Genomic DNA, 23,572 nt, shown 5'->3' with positions numbered 1-23,572 from the left:
GGCGATGGTTTTTCCATCACCGCCGGTGCCGCATTTTAAGCTACTGATACAGGAGCCCGAAGGGACTGATTTCCGGCATGCCGTTGCTGCTCCTATCAACCCCTGCGGTATTAATATGGCGCCGCACACAGCGCCAGGCGAGCTATATCCTCCCGGCGCTCTCTCACCGCCGGTCCCAAACCGACGCTTAGAGCAAAAACGCCTGAACGCGCGACCGATCACTCTACGCAAATTTCCTTCGGTTGATGAACCGCAATATAGCGTTGGAAGCGCGACGGTTTGATCCGGGTGAGATCGACCAACACCAACCCGTCGATACAGTTACTGAACGCCGGATCGGTGCCGAAATCAATAAACTGTACCCCGTCCGGCTCACACAGCTCGGTGTACTGTTTATATAAGGTGGGGATCGAGCAACCGATGTTGCTCAGCAGACTTTTCAGCCGCACCAGGTCTTCTTGATAGTTATCGCCGGCAAACTGCGCCAGGACCTGCGGCGACGAAGCCGGGTAAGGCTGATGCGACTGCGCCCGCGCGCTCCCCCGTGAGAAATACAGCCGATAGAAAGCAATCAACAGATCATGTGCCTCCCCCGGCATCTTGCCGGAGATGGAGACCGGGCCAAACAGATAGCGGATCTGCGGGTATTTGGCCAGATAGGCACCAATGCCCAACCACAGGTAATCCAGCCCACGCTTGCCCCAATAGGCCGGTTGGATAAAGCTGCGGTCCAGCTCGAGGCCCTGCGCCAGGATCGGCGCCATCTCCCGACCAAAATGGAACAGGCTGTTGCTGTAGATACTTTCCGGCCCCTTGCGCTCCAGCTGCTCGGCGGTGGGAATAAAGCGGTAGGCACCGACGATTTCCAGCTCGTCCGCATCCCACAGCACCAGGTGATAATAGTCGTCGTCATAGCTGTCCAGATCGCGCCGATGGCCGGAACCTTCGCCCACCGCGCGAAAGGCGATCTCGCGCAGGCGACCTAATTCACGCAGTATGGGCGTACGCACCTCACCCCGGCGACGATACAGGTAAATGATTTTACCGTCCGGCGTTGCACCCAGTCGCTCGCAGTTTGCCAGCGCTTTCTTCAGCTCCAGCCGGTCCTCAGGCAGGGCGATGGCCGATTCGCTGGCGAACAGCCCTTCCTTGCCCTGGCCCAGACGATAGACGTGGCGCCGAAAACGGTCGGCCAAATCTTTGGCGCTGGCGTGACCATCGTGCCAGTTGGCAAACGGAATGCGCCCGCCAACGCGGATTTTGATACGGCCGCCCTGCTGCTGGAACATTTCACGCACCAGCAACAAGGTGGATAACGGGCGGTAAATCAACGAAGTGAAATAAAACAGGTTGCTGTTACGCGCACTGATGTGGATCGGCACAATCGGCGCCCGCGCCTTGGCCGCCAGACGTAAAAAGCCGGTATGCCAGTGGCCGTCGCGAATGCCTTTCGGGCTCATGCGCGACACTTCACCGGCGGGGAACAGGATCAACACGCCCTGTTTATCGAGTTGCGTCTGCATGCCTTCAATTTGCTCGCGGCTGGTTTTATCGCCCACGTTACCCACCGGCACGAACAGGCTGCGCAGCGGTTCGATATTGGTCAGCAGTTGGCTGGCAACCACTTTCACATCCGGCCGCACCGCCGCGACCGCACGCAGCAACACCAGCCCGTCCAGCGAGCCGATCGGGTGGTTAGCGACCAGCACCACCGGCCCCTGGCTGGGAATGTTTTCCAGGTCGCCGTCGACCAGTTCACAGCTGAGGTTGAAGTAGTCCACCACTTGCTCGATCAAATCCAGCCCTTTCAGGTGCGGATAATCGGCGGCAAACTGTTTGAATTCTTTTTCGAAGAGTAAGGTTCTCAGTAGGCTACGTTGCCAGGCAGGGGTATTGCGGTATGGAAATGCATCTTGCAACAAAGAATCCAAGCTGAACATCGCGTTATCTCCCGGCTTTGCCGCTGCAAACCCATGACAGCGCCATAACCCTAACATGTCAGTTACATGACAAAAAATGAATTCCCTCGACCTGTCAGGTGCATCAAATTAGTGAAGAGAGGGCAGCGATGTTTTTTCTCCACCATCACCGCCGCAGCATTTTTATGCGCCTGAAGCGATCGTCATAGGTACTAAATCTGCAGTAAACATGCCGTCGCACACTGCGCCAGAACGGCTGTATGCGATACATTGCGCACTATACCCGCAACCCTCACTGCCCACCACAAAAACATTAATTAAATTTCACTGTAGTTCATTTTATGGCATTACTTCATTCCGCCTCCCCATTATCAAACCAATCAATCAAGAGATGGCTGACATTTCTCAAAATATTTTTATATACGAAGAAAGTTGCAATTGGTTTCTTTGTTTTAAATCAATGCGCTTTATTTGAATTTTGTTAATCACATGAGTTTTGCATCACTTAAAAGAGGGATTGATGATCTCCAGTTCACTCAAGGCATTGGCGTTACCCGCCATCCATCAATCAAAAAATAAACACAATAAAAACATATATTTAAATAAAACCATCAATAATCCCTCTACTTATTAAACACGCTAAGATAACGGTGTTTTTGTTTCAAATTTCCATCTATAAATCACCTGCATTTATTTTACTAATATCACCACTTAATCAAATAAATTTCACATTGATTAATTTCAACCATAACCATTGATGCTAAAAATAATAACATCAGGATATAAAGAGTAATCATCGACTATAACCAGGCTTGTAATAACAATATGCCAACAATGAAAAATCATTAAAAATCCCGGGAAAAAAAACATAAATTTAACTTATTGATTTTCGCGTGAGTATTCATTAATGGCATATTCCCATCCGGCACCTTCTACACTTGCGATTAGCGCAGTTTCAGCCCCTCCATCTTCATGTCCGAAATCCGCCATCGCACCGCCGCATTTCGTGTAATAATCGCCCCATCAAACGAGAGGAGTAATCAAAATGCAGACCTTTTTTATTGATCGTATGGCAACTCCCGTTGGCGAACTGGTGCTGATTGCCGACGAACAGGACCGCTTACGCGCCATCGACTGGACCGAACACGAAGTGCGCCTGATGAAACTGCTGAATACCCATTACCGCGCCGACCGTTTCCAATTGCAGGAAAAAGCGAACCCCGGCGGCCTGACCGATATCATGCAGCGCTATTTTGCCGGTGAGTTGGCGGTGATTGACAACCTGCCGGTCATGACCGCGGGCACGGAGTTCCAGCGTACTGTCTGGCAGCAACTGCGCCGGATACCCTGCGGCGAGATCATTACCTATGGCGAATTGGCGAAGCGCATCGGGCGCCCGACCGCCTCCCGTGCGGTCGGTATGGCCAATGGTTCCAATCCGATCAGCATCGTGGTGCCTTGCCACCGGGTGATTGGTTCGCAGGGGGCGTTGACCGGTTATGCCGGGGGCGTGCAGCGCAAACAGTGGCTGTTGAAACACGAAGGCTATTTACAGAACGATCGGCTTTAATTCATGTCGGCGCGCTTCTGTGCCGATGGGGAAAGGGTTGGGCCGGAACGCATCGGGCAATATCATCAGGTTCCGGCCATAAATGCGCACCTCAGGATGGCAAACTCCGATAGTGAAATAATGCTTACTCTAAAAAACGCTGCCTGTCCCGAGGTTACCGACGAGAGTCGGGCGGGTAAAGCATTTGCATAAGTTATGAGAAAATCAAAAATATTCAGTCAGCTACAGGATAATCAGCGGCGCAACAGAACAAAAATCGCACACAATGCCCCTGTTCATGTTAATGCTACTCTTATCACCTGCGGCAAAAGATGTTAAAATTGACGCATATCAATTATTGAACGAGCGTAATCTATGATCCCGGAAAAACGCGTGATTCGTCGTATCCAGTCTGGTGGTTGTGCGATCCATTGTCAGGACTGCAGCATCAGCCAACTGTGCATTCCTTTTACTCTTAATGCTCATGAGCTGGACCAGCTCGACAACATTATCGAAAGGAAAAAGCCTATCCAGAAGGGGCAAACCCTGTTTAAGGCCGGCGATGAACTGAAATCGTTGTACGCTATCCGCTCCGGGACCATCAAGAGCTACACCATTACCGAACAGGGTGACGAACAAATCACCGGCTTCCATCTGGCAGGCGATCTGGTCGGTTTTGACGCCATTGGCGGCCTGAAGCATCCAAGTTTCGCTCAGGCGCTGGAGACCGCAATGGTCTGCGAGATCCCGTTTGAAACCCTGGACGACCTTTCCGGTAAAATGCCTAACCTGCGCCAGCAAATCATGCGTTTGATGAGCGGCGAGATTAAGGGCGACCAGGATATGATCCTGCTGCTGTCGAAGAAAAACGCCGAAGAGCGCCTGGCGGCGTTCGTTTACAACCTGTCGCGCCGCTTTGCGGAACGGGGCTTCTCACCGCGTGAGTTCCGCCTGACCATGACCCGTGGCGACATCGGCAACTACCTCGGCCTGACGGTTGAAACCATCAGCCGCCTGCTGGGCCGCTTCCAGAAAAGCGAAATCCTCAGCGTGAAAGGCAAGTACATCACCATCGAAAACGTCGACGCCCTGTCGGTGTTGGCCGGCACACCCCGCATCAACGTAGCCGTAAGCGCCTGATCCTATGCCGGGTCAATAATTCCGCAGAATTATTGACCCGGCACATCTCCACCGCTGTTCTGTTTTTCAATGTTGGGTTACTCTGTAAATTGACAGACTGTTGATTTTCAGCTGTAAGGAGGCCCTATGGCGAAGTATCAGAATCTTCTGGTGGCTATTGACCCCAATCAGGACGATCAGCCGGCGCTGCGCCGTGCGGTTTACCTGGTAAAACGGAACGGCGGGCGTATCAAAGCCTTCCTTCCTATCTATGACTTCTCTTACGAGATGACGACCCTGCTCTCCCCCGACGAACGGACGGCGATGCGGCAAGGCGTTATCAGCCAACGCGCCGCGTGGATTAACGAGCAATGCCGTTTTTACCTCGACGAAGGCGTTCCTATTGAAATCAAAGTGGTCTGGCATAACCGCCCTTTCGAGGCAATTATTCAGGAAGTGATCACCGCCAAACATGATTTGCTGCTGAAAATGGCACATCAGCATGACCGGCTGGAATCGGTCATTTTCACGCCGACCGACTGGCACCTGTTACGCAAATGTCCGTGCCCGGTGTGGATGGTCAAAGATCAACCCTGGCCGGAAGGCGGCAAAGCGGTGGTCGCCGTCAATCTGGCCAGCGAAGAACCCTATCACGATCCGCTGAACATCAGGCTGGTGCAGGAAACCGTCGAACTGGCGCAAAACGTCAACCAGACGGAAGTGCATCTGGTCGGAGCCTATCCTGTTACCCCCATCAATATCGCCATCGAACTGCCTGATTTTGATCCCAGCGTCTATAACGACGCCATTCGCGGGCAGCATCTGATCGCCATGAAGGCATTAAGGCAGAAGTTCTGTATTAACGAAGAGTTCACCCACGTCGAAAAAGGCCTGCCGGAAGAGGTGATCCCGGATTTGGCCGAACACTTGCAGGCGGGCGTGGTGGTGTTGGGGACATTAGGCCGCACCGGTATCTCGGCGGCGTTTATCGGCAACACGGCAGAACATGTGATCGACCATCTGAAATGTGACCTGCTGGTGATTAAGCCGGATAATTTCAACTGCCCTATCGAAGTCGATGAAGACGATGAGCACGACGACGAGGACTGATCTTCGGGCATAAAAAAACACGGGCCAATTAAGGCCCGTGTTTTTATTGGCTGCGATTAAGCCTGCAACGCTCTCAGTATCGCTTCCACACTCTCTTTGGCATCGCCAAACAGCATCTGGGTGTTCTCTTTGAAGAACAGCGGGTTCTGCACACCGGCGTAACCGGTGTTCATCGATCGTTTAAAGGCAATCACGTTTTGCGCTTTCCACACTTCCAGCACCGGCATACCGGCGATTGGGCTGCGCGGATCTTCCAGTGCGGCCGGGTTCACCGTGTCGTTGGCGCCGATCACCAGCACGGTATCGGTATCAGGGAAATCTTCGTTGATTTCGTCCATCTCCAACACCACATCGTACGGCACCCTGGCTTCCGCCAGCAGCACGTTCATGTGGCCCGGTAAACGCCCGGCAACCGGATGAATGCCGAAGCGTACTTTGATCCCGCGCGCGCGCAATTTTTCGGTGATTTCCGCCACCGGATACTGCGCCTGCGCGACCGCCATGCCATAACCTGGGGTGATGATCACCGAAGTGGAGTTTTTCAACTGCTCAGCCACCTCTTCCGCCGTGGTTTCACGATACTCGCCCATTTCTTCCGCATTGCCGGTCGAGGAACCATCGGTACCGAAACCGCCGGCGATAACGCTGATAAACGAACGGTTCATCGCCTTGCACATAATGTAAGACAGAATGGCGCCCGAAGAACCCACCAACGCGCCGGTAACGATCAGCAGATCGTTGCTCAGCATAAAGCCTGCAGCGGCGGCCGCCCAGCCCGAATAGGAGTTGAGCATCGACACGACTACCGGCATATCCGCACCACCGATAGAAGCAACCAAATGCCAACCGAACGCCAGCGCGATCGCGGTCATCAGTACCAATGCCACCGCCTGCCAGCCTACGCTGTCGGCGCGAACGAACACCACCAGCAGCAGGAAGGAAACGACTAACGCCGCCAGGTTCATCTTGTGGCGATTCGGCAAGGCCAGCGGTTTGGATGAGATAATGCCGCGCAGTTTACCGAAAGCGACAATCGAACCGGTGAAGGTGACCGCACCGATAAAGATGCCGAGGAACACTTCGGTCAGATGGATATTCTCCATCACCGGCTCCATCGGCGCACCGTGATCCAGGTAGCTGTTCAAGCCCACCAACACCGCCGCCAGACCAACGAAACTGTGCAGCACCGCCACCAACTCCGGCATTTCGGTCATTTCGACCTTTTTCGCCAGATAGACGCCTATGGAGCCGCCGATAATCATCGCAATGATGATCCAGCCCACGTTGCCGGAATCCGGCCCGAGGATGGTGGCAATCAGCGCAATCGCCATCCCGGCGACGCCAAACAGGTTGCCCTGCTTCGACGTTTCATGGCGCGACAGGCCGGCCAGGCTGCAAATAAACAAAATAGCGGCAACAATGTATGCAGCTGTAACTAATCCTCCAGACATGTGTTACCCCTTAGTTCTTGCGGAACATCTTCAGCATGCGCTGAGTGACGGTGAATCCACCAAAAATATTGATGCTGGCAATCAGCACGGCGATGAAGGAGAGGAAACTCACCCAGCCGCCGTGACCAATCTGCAATAACGCACCGACCACGATAATCCCTGAGATCGCATTGGTGACCGACATCAATGGGGTATGCAATGCATGACTGACGTTCCAGACCACGTAGTAACCCACCACGCAGGCCAACGCAAACACGGTAAAGTGAGACAGGAACTCTTTTGGCGCCGCATTGGCCAGCCAGCCGAACAGGACAATCGCCAGCGCGATCAGCCCGTATTTCAGCCAAGGTGAAACCGGTTTTGCCGCCGGTTTAGCGATCGGCGCCGCCGCTGGCGCCTGTTTCGGCTGGGCAGAAACCTGGATTGGCGGAGCTGGCCATGTCACCTCGCCGCTGCGCACCACGGTGACGCCGCGGATCACGGTGTCTTCGAAATCGATATCGATTTCACCGTTTTTCTCTTTCGACAGCAATTTCAGCAGGTTAACCAGGTTAGTGCCGTAAAGTTGTGAAGACTGGGTCGGCAAGCGGCTTGGCAGATCGGTATAGCCGATGATTTTTACGCCATTATCGGTGACGGTCACGCGATCGGCCACCGTCAGCTCACAATTGCCGCCGTTTTGCGCGGCCAAATCGACGATCACGCTGCCCGGCTTCATCGAAGCCACCATCTCTTTAGTAATAAGCTTTGGTGCCGGTTTACCCGGGATCAGCGCAGTGGTGACAATAATATCGACCTCTGCCGCCTGGGCGGCAAACAGCGCCATCTCGGCCTTGATAAAGGCTTCGGACATCACTTTGGCATAACCGTCGCCACTGCCCGCTTCTTCCTCAAAGTCCAGCTCGAGGAATTCCGCGCCCATGCTCTGTACTTGCTCTTTCACTTCCGGGCGGGTGTCGAAGGCGCGCACAATCGCTCCCAGGCTACCCGCAGCGCCAATCGCCGCCAACCCCGCTACGCCTGCGCCGATAATCATCACTTTTGCCGGCGGAACCTTACCGGCGGCGGTGATCTGGCCGGTGAAGAAACGGCCAAACTCGTGCGCCGCTTCAACAATCGCGCGGTAGCCGGCGATATTGGCCATCGAGCTCAGCGCATCCATCGACTGCGCGCGGGAGATGCGCGGCACTGAATCCATCGCCATCGCGGTGACGTTACGCGCCGCCAGCTTTTCGATAAGCTCCGGGTTTTGCGCCGGCCAGATAAAACTGACCAACGTACTGCCCTCACGCATTAACGCGATCTCGTCCTCTTGTGGCGCATTCACTTTCAGAATCAGATCCGATTGCCAGACGTCGGCAGTATCGGTGATCGTTGCTCCTGCGGTTTCATACGCCGCATTGTCAAAACTTGCCAGTTTACCCGCGTCGCTTTCGACAGCGACGGTAAAGCCCAGCTTCAGCAGTTGTTCCACCGTTTTCGGCGTTGCTGCAACCCGGGCTTCATTGGCCAACCGTTCTCTTGGTATACCAATACGCATAATGTTCCCTTCTCACCTGTCTTTGATGATGTTTATTATCTTTCTACCCATAGCAGTAGCGCCGGCTGACATCTGTTCCCACCGTCTTTCAAGACTGCGCGTTGGTGGCCGCAATTTGAAAGCGGGAGGCATACTTGTCGGCATAGAATTAAGGCACCCTCTATAACCTACTGAAAATAGGGTCGATGATCCATAATTGCTTACGCATTCATGCTCGTTTTTACATAAAAATTCAGACAAGGACATGACAAATCGCAATTTAAAGTCAAAAACCCGCGCGCAATGCCATTTTTGCTGCAGAATTGTGATGGACTCCTGCCTGGAGATATCTGGCCCTGCGCGGCAAAAATGAATGAAAGTTATAAAATTGTGAATAATTAACACTTATGCCATCAAAGACTTTATTATTGAAACTTATGGCGATGACACGGCAAATGACGTAAACAATCCTTCATGGGATTTGTCTCATGCGATGACATAAAATGCTGAGACACTTGTCGAGATTACATGTAATAATCGGCGGCTGAATTACCCATAAACAGTTCAGCACGTTATAAACGTTAATGCGCTTGGCGAAAGGATTTTTTATGAAGCTGAAGAACACGATCATCGCATCAGCCTTGTTATCACTCACTGCGTTGTCTGCTCATGCTGCGCTTGAGTTAACGCCTGAAAAAGCAGCGGCGTTGAAGCCGTTTGATCGCATCACTATTACCGGCCGCTTTAATGCCATCAATGAAGCCGTTGATGCCGTATCCCGCCGTGCAGACAAACTGGGCGCAGACTCCTTCTACATCCAGGACAGCAACAACAGCAACAATGGCGGCAACTGGCGCGTCACCGCAGATCTTTATCATAAAGACGCGGCAGAAGTGAGCAAAGAGCCGAAGTACCGCGTCATTAACGGCGTGACTGAATTGCCGAAAGAGCAGGCTTTCCTGCTTGAGCCTTACGATACGGTCAGCGTCAGCGGTTTCTACCGCAGCCAGCCGGACATCAACGACGCCATCACCAAAGAAGCGAAAAAGAAAGGCGCAGCCTCGTTCTTTATCGTGCGTCAGGTCGATGCCAACCAGGGCGGCAACCAGTTCATCACCGCCTACATTTATAAAGCCGATGCGCCTAAACGCGTAGTTCAGAGCCCGGATGCCATTCCTGCCGATTCTGAAGCCGGCAAAGCCGCACTTGCTGCCGGTGGCGCAGCCGCCGCCAATGTTGAAATCCCGGGCGTCGCTTCCTCAGGGTCGCCAAGCCGTGACGTAGGCCGTTTCTTCGAAACCCAGTCTTCTACCGGTCAACGCTATACCGTTACGCTGCCGAATGGCACCAAAATCCAGGAAGTGAACAACGTTACCGCCGCACAGATGGTACCGTTTGATTCCGTGACCTTCACCGGCCACTTCAACAGCATGACGGACATTTCCACCGAAGTGGCGAAGCGTGCCGCTGCGAAAGGTGCCAAGTTCTACCACGTGACTCGTCAGTGGCAGAACAAGAGTGGCGGCAACCTGACCGTGAGCGCCGATCTGTTCAAATAAATCTCACTTCGCGGTTTACTCTCGGGCAGCCATTGAGCTGCCCGTTTTTTTGCCGCATACCGCCCCACCGGTTGAATAATTTTTTGTAAATTCCGCATATTCAATCATTGCATCCGTAACGATCCATCCGTAGAATTTGCGCCTGTTTTTAGGGCTATTGTCTATTTGTTCAGTAATTGTCATTACGTTGTTACTGCCAGGCAGTTCTCTTACAGTTGTTTATTCTGCGCTCAGGATCCGTCATTGGAAAAAAAACTAGGTCTTACCGCGTTAACCGCATTGGTGCTCAGTTCCATGCTGGGCGCCGGGGTGTTCAGCCTGCCGCAAAACATGGCGCAGGTCGCCAGCCCGGCCGCACTGCTGCTGGGTTGGGCGATCACCGGTGTCGGCATCCTGTTTCTCGCTTTCGCCATGCTGTTGCTCACCCGCCTGAGGCCCGATCTGGACGGCGGGATCTTCACCTATGCAAAAGAGGGTTTCGGTGAGCTGGTGGGCTTCTGTTCCGCCTGGGGATATTGGCTATGTGCGGTGATCGCCAACGTCTCTTATCTGGTGATCGTGTTTGCCGCGCTGAGCTTGTTTACCGATCGCGGCGGCGAGGTCATTTTGGGTGACGGCAATACCTGGCAGGCGCTGCTGGCGGAATCGTTGCTGCTGTGGGTCGTTCATGCGCTGCTGCTACGCGGGGTGCAAACCGCCGCCAGCATCAACCTAGCGGCAACACTGGCCAAGCTGTTGCCCCTTGGGCTGTTTGCCGTACTGGCAGCCATTGCGTTCAAAATGGACGTATTCACTCTGGATTTTCACGGCGTCGCGCTCGGTAAACCGGTGTGGGAACAGGTTAAAAACACCATGTTGATTACCCTGTGGGTATTCATCGGCGTGGAAGGTGCGGTGGTGGTGTCCGCGCGGGCACGCCATAAAAAAGATGTGGGCCGTGCAACCATGCTGGCGGTGCTCTCCGCGCTGACGGTGTATCTGCTGGTGACCCTGTTGTCGTTGGGGGTGGTACCGCGCAGTGAACTGGCCGGGATGCGCAATCCCTCGATGGCAGTGCTGATGGTCGATCTGATTGGCCCCTGGGGGGATGTGATTATCGCCGCCGGCCTGATCGTTTCGGTATGCGGCGCTTATCTGAGCTGGACGATCATGGCCGCTGAAGTGCCGCTGCTGGCCGCCCAGCACGGTGCTTTTCCTAAAATATTCCGCAAGCAGAACAAACATCACGCGCCTTCGGCTTCGCTATGGCTGACCAATATTGCAGTGCAGTTCGCGCTGGTGGTGATCTGGCTGACCGGCAGCAACTATAATTCGCTGCTGACTATCGCCTCGGAAATGATTTTGGTGCCTTACTTCCTGGTCGGCGCTTTCTTGTTCAAGGTCGCGCTGCGCCGCCAGGACAAACGACTGATGTTCGCCGCCACCGGCGCTTGTCTGTATGGCATTTGGCTGCTGTATGCTTCAGGGTTGATGCATCTGTTGATGTCGGTGCTGTTGTATGCACCGGGGTTACTGGTGTTTATCTATGCCAGACGTGGGCATGAAGATATCAAGCTGCTGAATCAGCTGGAGAAAAGTAGCATTTTGCTGTTACTGGTGGCCACGATACCGGCCGGCTGGTTTATGTTGCAGTAGTGAAAAGCGGCCGGGTGGAACCACCCGGTCAATTACCTCAGGATGCGCGCAGGGTAATGGTCATGCGTTCCTCTACCTGAGAGATGCTCACCCCCTCAACGCACTCTTGCTGAATGGCCGCCAACTGCTGTTGGTCCAGCGCATACGGCAGTTTAATGTCGAACACTGCCAGCCCCTGCTGCTGCGCCAGATCGATCAGGCGCACGATATTGGTTTCGTCGCTGACCTGGGTGGATACCACCTGCAGCGCCAGTTCCTTCAACTGCTCTTTTCGCGTTTGCGAAGCGCAAGCCTGAGATTTCAATACCATGCCAAAAAATGGCATCACACCATAGATTGCATCAACAAAGCGCCAGTGCTTCTTGCACGATGCGGACAGAAAATCCATGTAATCAAAGCAGATTTTCTCACTGCGCGCGACGGATGCAAGGTGACTGCTGTTCATCCCTTCCTTCCTCTCATTGCCAGTGTATTACATCCTGAAATGGATAATCGATGCGAAGCTTTAACGAATTTCCGACGTATAATGGCATAATTCCCCTATTGTTTGCCAGTCTGTCCAGGAGCTTTAATCAATGGAACATCACAACTCAGCGCCGGTGCTGATCACAGGCGGCGCACGCAGGATTGGGTTGGCATTGGCCAGGTCCTTCCTGCAACGCGACATCCCCGTAATCATTGCCTATCGTAGCGATTATCCGGCGTTGAAAGAGCTGAAAAGACTGGGGGCAACGTGCATTCAGGGCGATTTTTCGACCCACGAAGGCATTTACCGCTTTGCCGAGCGGGTCCGTCAGGCCGCACCGAAACTGCGTGCAGTGATCCACAACGCCAGCGCCTGGCAGGCTGAGTCTGCGGAAGTGCCACCGGAGCAGGTTATGGCGGCGATGCTGCAAATCCACGTTTACACCCCTTATCTGTTGAATCAGTTACTGGAGCCCTGTCTGCTTGGCCAGGGGCAGGCAGGCGCCGATATTATCCATCTGACCGACTATGTAGTGGAGAAAGGCAGCGACAAGCATATCGCTTATGCTGCCAGCAAGGCCGCGCTCGACAACATGACCCGCTCTTTCGCCCGCAAACTGGCACCGGAAGTCAAGGTCAACGCCATCGCACCGGCATTGATTATTTTCAATCCGGGCGACGATGAGCCTTATCGTCAGCAGGCGCTGGCAAAGTCGCTGATGAAAATCGCTCCGGGTGAAAGCGAAGTGGTCAACCTGGTCAATTACTTGCTGGACAGCCGTTATGTCACCGGCCGCACTCATGGTGTGGACGGAGGGCGGCCCCTGCGCTAGGCAAAGATGTGCATGGCGTATCGCTGAGCCCCGCGTTATGCTGAACTCCGTTATTCTTATAAAACCGCTGAATATGCATAAAATTGTTTTTGTGGAAGACGATCCGGAAGTCGGCAAGCTGATTGCCGCCTATTTGGGCAAGCACGATATCGAAGTGCTGATTGAGCCGCGTGGCGACAGCGCCCAGGCTCGCATTGAGCAAGAATTGCCGGACCTGGTCCTGCTCGACATTATGCTGCCCGGAAAAGACGGCATGACGCTGTGCCGCGATTTGCGCCCGACCTTTCCCGGGCCGATCGTCTTGCTCACTTCGCTCGACAGCGATATGAACCATATCCTTTCATTGGAAATGGGCGCCAACGATTACATTCTGAAAACCACGCCGCCGGCGGTTTTACTGGCGCGGCTGCGTTTACATCTGCGCCAGCATGGCAATCATCCCAAGGAAGAGTCAACGCAACCGATCACCCAACACAACGCGCTGCACTTCGGGTTGTTATGCATCGATCCGGTCAATCGCCAGGTGACGCTGGGCGAAGAGGTGATCACCCTATCCACCTCGGATTTCGATCTGCTGTGGGAGCTGGCTACCCACGCCGGCCAGATCATGGACCGCGAAGCGTTGCTGCAAAACTTGCGCGGTGTGAGCTACGACGGTCTTGATCGAAGCATCGACGTGGCGATTTCCCGCCTGCGCCGCAAACTGTACGACAATGCGCTGGAACCGTTCCGCGTCAAAACCGTGCGCAATAAAGGTTATCTGTTCGCCCCAAATGCCTGGGAGTTCGTGCAGCAATGAGAAAGCTTTTCGTGCAGTTCTTCCTGCTGCTGTTCGTCTGCTTTCTGGTGATGGCGATGTTGGTGGGCCTGGTGTACAAGGTCACGGCCGAACGCGCCGGCCGCCAGTCCATGGACGACCTGATGAAAAGTTCGCTGTACCTGATGCGCAGCGAGCTGCGGGAAATTCCGTTGAAAGACTGGAACAAGACCATCGCGACGCTGGACTTGAACCTGTCGTTCAAGCTGCACATCGAACCGCTCGGCAAACAGGATCTGAGTGAGGATCTGAAAAAACGGCTACGCCTCGGCGAGATTATCGCTCTCGACGATCAATACACCTTTATGCAGCGCATTCCGCGCAGCCATTATGTGTTGGTGGTCGGCCCCATTCCTTATCTGTTTTATTTGCACCAGATGCGGTTGCTGGATCTGGCGCTGCTGGTGTTTATCGGCATGTCGCTGGCGTTGCCGGTATTTTTATGGATGCGCCCGCACTGGCAGGATTTGCTCAAGCTGGAGAATGCCGCTCAGCGCCTTGGCGCGGGGCATCTGGATGAGCGTACCCATTTCGACCCGACCTCCAGCCTGAATCGTCTGGGGGTGGCATTCAACCAAATGGCGGACAACGTCAATACCCTGATTGCCAGTAAAAAGCAGTTGATAGACGGTATCGCCCATGAATTGCGCACTCCTCTGGTGCGGCTGCGCTACCGGCTGGCAATGAGCGATAACCTTTCCGATAGCGAACAACAGGCGCTAAACCGCGATATCGGTCAGTTGGAATCGCTGATAGACGAATTGTTGACTTACGCTCGGCTGGATCGTCCGCAGGTAGCGCTGAACATAGAGCCGCTCGATCTGCCCAAGTGGCTGGAAGATAAAGTAGAGGATATGCGCCTGATCCATCCCGAGCGCGAAATCCAGCTGGATATTCCGCATGTCGGGGATTTTGGCGGTGTCGATTTACGGCTGATGGAGCGGGTGTTGGACAATCTGGTGAACAATGCCTTGCGCTACAGCGAGCAACGCCTGCGTATCGGCTTGTGGTTTGACGGCGACGCCGCCTGCCTGCAGGTAGAAGACGACGGACCGGGCATTCCACCTGAAGAACGCGAACGCGTGTTCGAACCCTTCGTGCGTCTCGATCCCAGTCGCGATCGCGCCACCGGCGGCTGCGGGCTGGGCCTCGCGATTGTTCATTCAATCGCCGTCGCTTATCAGGGCCAGGTTTACGTAGACGCCAGCTCACTCGGCGGAGCCAGTTTCCGTTTCTGCTGGCCAGTGAAACCCACTTTCAATTTAAAAGCAGAGCCGGTGTAACCTCCATCAGCTCAACTGATGGAACGATCAGGTTATCCGGCTCACAATAATAGGAAGCCAAACAATGACATCTGCACATTCGCCTTCATCCGCCTACCACGAATTGCGCGCCATTTTCACCCGGCTGTCGCGCTTCGGCCACCTTTCCGCCATTGCCGGCTGGGATATGCAGACCATGATGCCGCCGGGCGGCAACAGAGCGCGTTCGGAAGCCTTGGCCGAACTGAGCGTGCTGCAACACCAGATTCTAACGGCGGAAAAAACCGGCCATCTGTTTGAACGTGCGCAGCAGGAAACGCTCGATGGTTTTGACCAGGCCAATTTGCTGGAAATGCGCCGCCAATACGACAACGCCGTACTGGTGCCGGAATCGCTGGTTGAGGCTAAATCGCTGGCCGGTGCCCGCTGTGAACACGCCTGGCGCTCTCAACGCCCAGCCAACGACTGGGAAGGATTTTCGGAGAACCTGCGTGACGTGGTCAAACTGACCCGTCAGGAAGCGCAGATCCGCGCTGAAGCGGCAGGTTCCAACCGTTACGACGCCCTGCTCAACCTGTATGAACCGGGTATGCGCAGCAGCGATATCGACCGTATTTTTGGCGACCTCAAAACCTGGCTGCCCGACCTGCTGCAAAAAGTGGTAGCCAAACAGGCTCAGGAGCCCTGCCTCGTTCCCGAAGGCCCGTTCAAGGTCGATGACCAGCGTCAACTGGGCTTGAGCGTGATGAAACTGCTCGGTTTCAACTTCGACGGTGGCCGTGTTGACGTCAGCGCTCACCCCTTCTGCGGCGGCGTGCCGGAAGATGTGCGCATCACTACCCGCTACAATGAAAAAGAATTCCATACCGCATTGCTCGGGATTATCCACGAAACCGGCCATGCACGTTACGAGCAAAACCTGCCGCGTGATTGGCTGGGCCAACCGGTGGCGCAGGCGCGTTCTACCGCGATCCACGAATCGCAAAGCCTGCTGTTTGAAATGCAGTTGGCGCGTGGCAGCGATTTCCTGAAAATTCTGCGCCCTTTGATTATCAAGCAGTTCGGTGAGCAGCCGGCGCTGGAAGAAAGCAACTTCATCCGCCTGAATCAACGCGTCAAACCCGGCCTGATCCGTGTGGATGCGGACGAAGTGAGTTACCCGGCACATGTAATCCTGCGCTATGAAATAGAGAAGGCCCTGGTCGAAGGCAATATCGAAGTGGAGGATATCCCTGCGTTGTGGAACGAAAAAATGCGCGATTATCTCGGCCTGGACACCGTAGGTAACTACCGCAACGGCTGCATGCAGGATATTCATTGGACCGACGGCGCTTTCGGCTACTTCCCGACTTACACGCTCGGCGCGATGTATGCCGCGCAACTGTTCCACAGCGTGCGCGAAGCGCTGCCCTCGCTGAGCAATGACATCGCCGAAGGTAACCTGAACCCGTTGTTCCACTGGCTGAAACAGAATATCTGGCATCACGGCAGCCGCTTCTCTACCGATGCGCTGATCACCAAGGCGACCGGCGAAGCGTTAAACCCGCGCTATTTCCGTCAGCATCTGGAAAATCGCTACCTGTAACGCCCCCAGGCACGGGTATGCCCGTGCCTTTCTCGCCTGCGTGACCGATACCCTTCTATAGAGCACTGCCTTTACTTGCGACACCGTGGTTACAGAGTGCGGGTTGGCTGCTCTACATATGTATGTTGTAACTAAAATAACCGGAAAGACCACCGTATCGCTACGGTGACCGGGCTACCGCGCCGCGTGCGCGCTGATCATCTCGACCAATTGTGGGCGCAGCTGAGGTGGCAGATCGTGGCCCATATTCGGGATGACCTGCAGTCGCGAATGGGCTATCGCTCTGGCGACGGCGACACCGCCGGCTTTACGCACCATGCGATCGGCATTGCCGTGGATCACCAGCGTCGGCGCCGTGATCCGGCGGCTGTAACGCCGCAAATCGCCACTGCCGAGTAACGCGGATAATTGACGTTGCAGCCCTTCGGCATCCATCCCCCGCTTTAATAACCGCCTTACCAGCGTATCAAGTTCCGCGTCCTCTACCGGATAGGCCGGGCTACCCAATGCGCGCAGCCCCTCTTTCAGAGACTGGCATTGCTGTTGCGGCGTCGCATTTGCCGGCGGGCGACGAAGCAACAGTTTCAGTAACGAAGGTGCCGGCGGCGGCAATAATGGTTGGTTGGTGCTGGAAAACAAAATGGTCAGCGCCTTTACCCGTTGCGGATATTCAGCCGCCAGCACCTGCGCAATCATTCCGCCCATCGAGGCACCCAATACGTGCGCCTGAGCGATTTGCAGGTGATCCAGCAAATGCACCGCGTCTTTCGCCATGTCTTCAAGCGAATACGGCACCCGCGTTTGCCAGCCCAACTGAGCCCGTAATATCAATAGCCACAAGGGCTGCGATCTTTTGCCCTGCGTCTTGCCGGACAGGCCGACATCGCGGTTATCGAAGCGAATCACCCGAAAGCCCTTTTCCACCAATGCACGGCAGAACTCATCCGGCCACAGCAACATTTGCGCACCGATGCCCATAATCAACAGCAGCGGCGGATGAGCAATATTGCCCCAGTCTTCGTAAGCTATCGGAACTTCACCCTGCTCGGTGAGCCCACGACGGATTGCGATATCGTTCATTTGCTGTCCCTTTTTGCGTTGTGGAGCCGCGCATCATAGCGGCCGCAGGCTATCTCTCACGGCTTGTACATTAGGTTACACGCCGAAACCAATCACTCACGGAAAGCATTCCGCCATTTGCCTACTATCTTAACACCGGCCCCGCAGTGGGCTTGATACATGACAAGTAATTTGAGGATTCTTCGATGAAAAAAGTATTAGCTCTGGTTGTTGCCGCTGCAATGGGTCTGTCTTCTGTTGCCTTCGCTGCTGACGCGGCTACCACCACCACTACCGCCCCTGCGGCGACAGCTACCACTACGACTGCTGCACCGGCTAAAACCACTCACGTGAAAAAACATCACGCGAAGAAAGCGGCAGTTCAAAAAGCTCAGGCGGCTAAAAAGCATCACAAAGCCACCGCTAAAAAAGCCCCGGCTCAGAAAGCCCAGGCAGCCAAAAAACACCACAAAAAAGCCAGCCATAAAAAAGCGGCGTAACAGCAATCTGATGTGAGGTTCCCCTCACCAGACCAGAATTGATTTGTCCAACACCCGGTTAGCCGGGTGTTTTTTCATCGGGGGTTCTCATCAATGCTGCGCCGCTACTTATTTGAAATCATTCTGATCGCCCTGATCCTGTGCGGGTTGATCGCCACCTTCTTTTATTTGTAGCCGCCGATCCCCCTCGGTTATAAATTATCGAAAAATCAATCACTGCCCATCTACACAATAGCTAAATCAGTCTATAGTTAGCATTCTGTGTGTTTATGGATGATTCGTATTTGCCAGGCAAGAGACCTATGCGCATAACCGTTTTGCTGTTGCTGTGCTCATTCCCGCTCGCACTCCCCCTCTCGGCACGGGCCGACAGCCCATCCGACACGTCGACGGCTGAGCAAACCCGCTTGTTTTTTGGCAAGGATGAACGGATAAAAGTCACAGAAACCGAGGGTTGGCCCTGGCAGGCGATTGGCCAGGTAGAAACTGCCAGCGGCAACTTGTGCACCGCCACACTGATCTCCCCTCATCTGGCGTTGACTGCCGGCCATTGCGTACTGGCACCGCCAGGTCAACTGGATAAAGCCATCTCCCTGCGCTTTGTGGCCGGCAATAAAAGCTGGAAATACCAGACCGACAATATTGAAACCTTGGTCGACCGCAAATTGGGGAAAAAACTCAAGCCTGACGGCGAGGGCTGGATTGTGCCGCCGGCTGCCGCAGCCTATGACTTTGCGCTGATCCGTCTGAAGGATAAAAAACCGCTGCCGATTAAACCTCTGCCGCTGTGGCAAGGCGACAGCAAAGCGCTGACTCTGGCGATGAAACAGGCCAAACGGCTGATTACCCAAGCGGGTTACCCGGAAGACCATCTGGACGATCTTTACAGCCACCAGAACTGTAAAGTGACGGGTTGGGCGCAACAGGGCGTGTTGTCGCACCAGTGCGATACCCTGCCCGGAGACAGCGGTTCGCCCTTGCTGCTGAAAACCGCGGACGGCTGGTCGTTGATCGCCATTCAAAGCTCCGCGCCGGCGGCCAAAGACCGTTACCGTGCCGATAACCGCGCGTTGGCAGTGACCGGCATTCGCGATGCGCTGGACGCGCTGGCAGCAGGAAAATAACGACGGGGTCAGCATGCTGACCCCTCTTTGTTTTAAGCTGAAAGCTGCTCGATAGTCTGCATGATGCGTTTGTCCGAAATCGGGTAAGGCGTACCGAGTTGCTGGGCGAACAGGCTGACGCGCAGCTCTTCGATCATCCAGCGTACTTCTTTCACTTCGTCATCCTGCCGCCGTTTCGGCGGCAACTTGTTCAGCCACTGTTGCCACGCCTGCTGCACCTGATCCACCCGCAGCATCTGCGCGCGGTCGCGGTGCGGATCAATCGCCAGCTTCTCCAGCCGGCGTTCAATCGCCTGCAAATACCGCAGCGTATCCGGCAGGCGCTTCCAGCCGTTGTTGGTGACGAACCCACGATAAATCAGGCCGCCAAGCTGGTTTTTGATATCCGACAGCGCCAGCGCCAACGACATGTCTACCCGGCCCTTCAGCCGCTTGTTGATGTTGAATACCGTGGTCAGGATTTGTTCGACCTGTTTGGCCACCCCCACCACCGTTTCATTCAACTCGCCGCGCACCAACTCTTGCAGGCGCGCGAAGTTATCTTCCTGCCATACCGGCCCGCCATGTTCGGCAATCAACTTGTCGATACCGCACGAGATGCAGTCGTCGATCAAATCCAACACCTTGCCATAAGGGTTAAAATACAGCCCCAGCTTGGCTTTGTTGGGCAACTTTTCGTGCAGATACTTGATTGGAGAAGGAATATTCAGCAATAGCAGGCGGCGCGTACCCTGCCACATCGCCTGTTGCTGCTCCTGCTCGCTGTCGAACAGGCGGATCGCCACGCTGTCTTTTTCATCCACCAGCGCCGGGTAGGCTTTCATCGAGTAGCCGCCGCGTTTCTGCTCATAAAACTCGGGCAATTTGCCGAAGCTCCAGATATGCAAATTGCTTTGTTCCAGCCCGTCATCCGCCACCGCCGACAGCGTCTCCTGCACTTTATCCTTCAGTTGCAGCTTCAGCGCCGTCAGATCTTTGCCTTCGAGCAAGGTTTTGTGATTTTCGCCGACGACCCGGAAAGTCATTTTAAGATGATCGGGCACCTGATCCCAATGCCAATCCTCACGTGACACCGTCACCCCGGTCATGCGACGCAGCTCACGCTCCAGCGCATCCAGCAGCGGCAGCTCCAGCGCGGTCACCCTCCCGAGGAAGGCCTCGGCGTAGTTCGGCGCCGGGACAAAGTTACGGCGAACCGGCTTCGGCAGCGACTTGATCAGAGCAATCACCAACTCACGGCGAATACCCGGGATCTGCCATTCAAAGCCCTGATCTTCAATCTGGTTGAGAATCGGCAGAGGAATGTGCACCGTAACGCCATCGGCATCGGTGCCCGGTTCGAACTGGTAAGTCAGACGCAGCTTGAGATTGCCCTGGTGCCAGGCATTCGGATAATCCAGCGCGCTGACTTTGTTGGCGCCGTCCTTGATCAGCATCTCTTTTTCAAAGCTGAGCAGATCCGTTTTTTGTTTACCGGCGGTTTTCCACCAGTTGTCAAAATGACGCCCGGACACCACATCGCTAGGAATGCGCTGGTCGTAGAAACTGAACAGGGTTTCGTCATCCACCAGAATGTCACGACGACGCGATTTATGCTCCAGCTCTTCCACTTCGGCGCGCAGCTTCAGGTTGGCGCTGAAGAATGCATGCCGCGTCTGCCAGTCGCCTTCCACCAACGCATGGCGGATAAACAACTCACGGCACAGCAGCGGATCAATAGTGCTGTAATTGACTGGCCGCGCGGCGACAATCGGCAACCCAAAGAGCGTCACTTTTTCACTGGCCATCACCGCGCCCTGGGATTTCGACCAGTGCGGTTCGCTGTAACTGTGCTTCACTAGGTGCTGGGCCAGCGGTTCAATCCACTCAGGTTCGATGCGCGCGGCGATGCGGCCCCACAGACGGCTGGTTTCCACCAGTTCGGCCACCATCGTCCACTTCGGCGGCTTCTTGAACAGGCCGGAGCCGGGGAAGATCGAGAACCGGGCGTTGCGGGCGCCGGTAAACTCCTGCTTGTCGGCATCCTTCTGGCCGATGTGCGACAGCAGCCCGGTGAGCAACGCGGTATGCACGCTGCGGTAGTCGGAAGGCTCGCTGTTAATCGGCAGCCCCAGTTCTTTCACCACCTGGCGCAGCTGGGTGTAGATATCCTGCCATTCGCGCACCCGCAGATAGTTAAGGAAATCATTGCGGCACAACCGACGGAACTGGCTGGAGGAGTGCTCTTTTTGCTGCTCTTTCAGGTAGTCCCACAGGTTAACGTAGGCCAGGAAATCCGAGTCTTTGTCGGCGAAGCGGCGGTGTTTCTCGTCCGACGCCTGCTGTTTGTCCATCGGCCGCTCTCGCGGATCCTGGATCGACAACGCGGCGGTGATGATCATCACCTCACGCACGCTGCCGCTCTTTTGCGCTTCCAGCACCATGCGCGCCAGACGCGGATCGATTGGCAACTGCGCCAGTTGGCGGCCCTGCGGGGTGAGTTGGTAATGGCCATTTTCGGCCGTTTTAATCGCACCGAGTTCCTCCAACAGACGCACGCCGTCCAGAATATTGCGCTTGTCCGGCGCTTCGACAAACGGGAATGCGGCGATATCGCCCAGCCCGAGCGACGTCATCTGCAAGATAACCGACGCCAGGTTGGTGCGCAGGATCTCCGGATCGGTAAACTCTGGCCGCGACAGGAAATCCTGTTCGGAGTACAGGCGGATACAGATACCGTCCGACACGCGACCACAGCGGCCTTTACGCTGGTTGGCGGAGGCCTGTGATACCGGTTCGATCGGCAGACGCTGGACCTTGGTACGGAAGCTGTAGCGGCTGATGCGTGCAGTGCCCGGATCGATGACGTACTTGATGCCCGGCACCGTCAGCGAGGTTTCCGCCACGTTGGTCGCCAATACAATGCGGCGGCCATGGTGCGATTGGAACACCCGGTTTTGTTCGCTGTTCGATAACCGTGCATACAGCGGCAAGACTTCGGTATGCGGTAAATCAAGACGGTTCAACGCGTCGGCGGTATCGCGAATTTCACGCTCGCCGCTCATAAAGATCAGGATATCCCCCGGCCCTTCACGGCCGAGTTCATCTACCGCGTCGAAAATCGCCTGCAGTTGATCGCGATCGGTATCCTCGGCGTCGTCCACCACCGGGCGATAACGCACCTCGACCGGATAAGTACGGCCGGAAACTTCGATAATCGGCGCGTTATTGAAATGGCGCGAAAACCGCTGCGGATCTATGGTCGCCGACGTGATGATGACTTTCAGATCAGGGCGCTTCGGCAACAGTTCGCGCAGATAACCGAGGATAAAGTCGATATTCAGGCTGCGTTCGTGCGCCTCATCGATAATCAGCGTGTCGTATTGCATCAACAGCCGATCCTGCTGGATTTCCGCCAGCAGAATACCGTCGGTCATCAGCTTGACCAGCGTATTTTCACTGACCTGATCGTTAAAGCGCACCTTATAACCGACGCTGCCGCCGAGCGGCGTTTCCAGTTCATCGGCAATGCGGTTCGCTACGGTGCGTGCCGCCAGGCGCCGTGGCTGGGTATGGCCAATCAGCCCCTTCACCCCACGCCCCAGTTCCAGGCAGATCTTCGGCAACTGAGTGGTTTTCCCCGAACCGGTTTCACCGGCGACAATCACGACCTGATGGTCACGAATCGCATTCAGAATATCCTGCTTTTTCTGGCTGACCGGCAGGTTTTCCGGATAGGAGATTTTCGGGCAAGAGGCAGCGCGCGCCTGCACTTTCTGCAACGCCGCCGCAATGTCACTTTCTACTTCAGCGGCGACCGCCAACTGAGCATCGGGATTTTTGATTTTTCGTGCGCCCTGCAGCCGACGTTGCAGGCGTTGTTGATCACGGAGCATCAGTTCGCCCAGTTGGGCAGAGGATGCCGCGAGCGGAGATTTCACGTTCGGTATTCCTTGTTTCATCGCTGCCGTATCAAGGTTTAGCAACGGTTTAATGATGTGTTAGCACATTTTCAGCTTTAGCCGCTCAGAGTATCACAAGCCGCTTTTTCCCCATAATACCTCTGCGCAAGAGGCATTGGGTCATT

Annotated in this window: 17 protein-coding genes; 11 read left to right on the top strand and 6 right to left on the bottom strand. The window is 55.0% G+C overall.

Going from position 1 to position 23,572, the window contains the following annotated elements:
• Window positions 1-218 precede the first annotated feature (218 nt).
• The gene (locus tag V2S86_RS06520; RefSeq protein WP_330761717.1) at window positions 219-1,940 is read right to left on the bottom strand and encodes a lysophospholipid acyltransferase family protein; all 1,722 of its coding nucleotides are present in this window, start codon (window positions 1,938-1,940) and stop codon (window positions 219-221) included.
• Between the two features lie 1,024 nt (window positions 1,941-2,964).
• Between V2S86_RS06520 and ogt the strand changes: the two genes are divergently transcribed.
• From ogt to uspE, 3 genes are all read left to right on the top strand, one after another.
• Window positions 2,965-3,489 (top strand): methylated-DNA--[protein]-cysteine S-methyltransferase, encoded by a 525-nt coding sequence (ogt, locus tag V2S86_RS06515; protein WP_330761716.1) that lies wholly within the window; start codon window positions 2,965-2,967, stop codon window positions 3,487-3,489.
• 354 nt (window positions 3,490-3,843) lie between these two features.
• Complete coding sequence (locus tag V2S86_RS06510) at window positions 3,844-4,608, top strand: FNR family transcription factor (RefSeq protein WP_006319629.1); 765 nt, start codon at window positions 3,844-3,846, stop codon at window positions 4,606-4,608.
• Window positions 4,609-4,734: 126 nt separating this feature from the next.
• Complete coding sequence (gene uspE / locus V2S86_RS06505; RefSeq protein ID WP_006319628.1) at window positions 4,735-5,697, top strand: universal stress protein UspE; 963 nt, start codon at window positions 4,735-4,737, stop codon at window positions 5,695-5,697.
• Window positions 5,698-5,753: 56 nt separating this feature from the next.
• Here the strand turns inward: uspE and pntB are convergent, their stop codons facing one another.
• Window positions 5,754-7,148: a Re/Si-specific NAD(P)(+) transhydrogenase subunit beta gene (gene pntB, locus V2S86_RS06500; RefSeq protein WP_006319624.1), complete on the bottom strand. Its 1,395-nt coding sequence runs from the start codon at window positions 7,146-7,148 to the stop codon at window positions 5,754-5,756.
• Between the two features lie 10 nt (window positions 7,149-7,158).
• Window positions 7,159-8,688: a Re/Si-specific NAD(P)(+) transhydrogenase subunit alpha gene (gene pntA / locus V2S86_RS06495; RefSeq protein ID WP_330761715.1), complete on the bottom strand. Its 1,530-nt coding sequence runs from the start codon at window positions 8,686-8,688 to the stop codon at window positions 7,159-7,161.
• Between the two features lie 587 nt (window positions 8,689-9,275).
• Between pntA and ydgH the strand changes: the two genes are divergently transcribed.
• Together ydgH and V2S86_RS06485 are read left to right on the top strand one after the other, a co-directional pair.
• Window positions 9,276-10,226: a DUF1471 family protein YdgH gene (ydgH, locus tag V2S86_RS06490; RefSeq protein ID WP_006319620.1), complete on the top strand. Its 951-nt coding sequence runs from the start codon at window positions 9,276-9,278 to the stop codon at window positions 10,224-10,226.
• Window positions 10,227-10,469: 243 nt separating this feature from the next.
• Window positions 10,470-11,861, top strand: a complete 1,392-nt coding sequence (locus V2S86_RS06485) for an amino acid permease (RefSeq protein WP_330761714.1) — start codon at window positions 10,470-10,472, stop codon at window positions 11,859-11,861.
• A gap of 37 nt (window positions 11,862-11,898) precedes the next feature.
• On the opposite strand, the gene V2S86_RS06480 is transcribed toward V2S86_RS06485, so the two are convergent.
• Window positions 11,899-12,306, bottom strand: coding sequence for a hypothetical protein (locus tag V2S86_RS06480; RefSeq protein WP_330761713.1), 408 nt, complete (start codon window positions 12,304-12,306; stop codon window positions 11,899-11,901).
• Between the two features lie 130 nt (window positions 12,307-12,436).
• On the opposite strand from V2S86_RS06480, the gene folM reads away from it, so the two are divergent.
• The 4 genes from folM to V2S86_RS06460 all read left to right on the top strand — a co-directional run bounded on the left by folM (window position 12,437) and on the right by V2S86_RS06460 (window position 16,823).
• Window positions 12,437-13,159, top strand: a complete 723-nt coding sequence (gene folM / locus V2S86_RS06475) for a dihydromonapterin reductase (RefSeq protein ID WP_212559974.1) — start codon at window positions 12,437-12,439, stop codon at window positions 13,157-13,159.
• Window positions 13,160-13,232: 73 nt separating this feature from the next.
• A complete protein-coding gene (gene rstA / locus V2S86_RS06470; RefSeq protein WP_004945009.1) occupies window positions 13,233-13,958 on the top strand; it encodes a two-component system response regulator RstA in 726 nt (241 codons plus the stop codon).
• Entirely contained in the window at window positions 13,955-15,259 is a 1,305-nt protein-coding gene (gene rstB, locus V2S86_RS06465) for a two-component system sensor histidine kinase RstB (protein ID WP_330761712.1), read from the top strand. The genes rstA and rstB overlap by 4 nt, the downstream gene beginning before the upstream one ends.
• Before the next feature lie 64 nt (window positions 15,260-15,323).
• Complete coding sequence (locus V2S86_RS06460; RefSeq protein WP_330761711.1) at window positions 15,324-16,823, top strand: carboxypeptidase M32; 1,500 nt, start codon at window positions 15,324-15,326, stop codon at window positions 16,821-16,823.
• A gap of 174 nt (window positions 16,824-16,997) precedes the next feature.
• Here the strand turns inward: V2S86_RS06460 and V2S86_RS06455 are convergent, their stop codons facing one another.
• Window positions 16,998-17,903, bottom strand: coding sequence for an alpha/beta fold hydrolase (locus tag V2S86_RS06455; protein ID WP_330761710.1), 906 nt, complete (start codon window positions 17,901-17,903; stop codon window positions 16,998-17,000).
• 185 nt (window positions 17,904-18,088) lie between these two features.
• On the opposite strand from V2S86_RS06455, the gene asr reads away from it, so the two are divergent.
• A complete protein-coding gene (gene asr / locus V2S86_RS06450) occupies window positions 18,089-18,382 on the top strand; it encodes an acid resistance repetitive basic protein Asr (RefSeq protein WP_330761709.1) in 294 nt (97 codons plus the stop codon).
• 302 nt (window positions 18,383-18,684) lie between these two features.
• Entirely contained in the window at window positions 18,685-19,506 is an 822-nt protein-coding gene (locus V2S86_RS06445; RefSeq protein WP_330761708.1) for a trypsin-like serine peptidase, read from the top strand.
• Window positions 19,507-19,538: 32 nt separating this feature from the next.
• On the opposite strand, the gene hrpA is transcribed toward V2S86_RS06445, so the two are convergent.
• Complete coding sequence (gene hrpA, locus V2S86_RS06440; protein ID WP_330761707.1) at window positions 19,539-23,426, bottom strand: ATP-dependent RNA helicase HrpA; 3,888 nt, start codon at window positions 23,424-23,426, stop codon at window positions 19,539-19,541.
• Window positions 23,427-23,572 lie beyond the last annotated feature (146 nt).

The organism is Serratia sp. C2(1), assembly GCF_036352655.1.
Lineage (GTDB): Bacteria > Pseudomonadota > Gammaproteobacteria > Enterobacterales > Enterobacteriaceae > Serratia > Serratia inhibens.
This window is presented reverse-complemented; position numbering and strand designations above follow the sequence as displayed.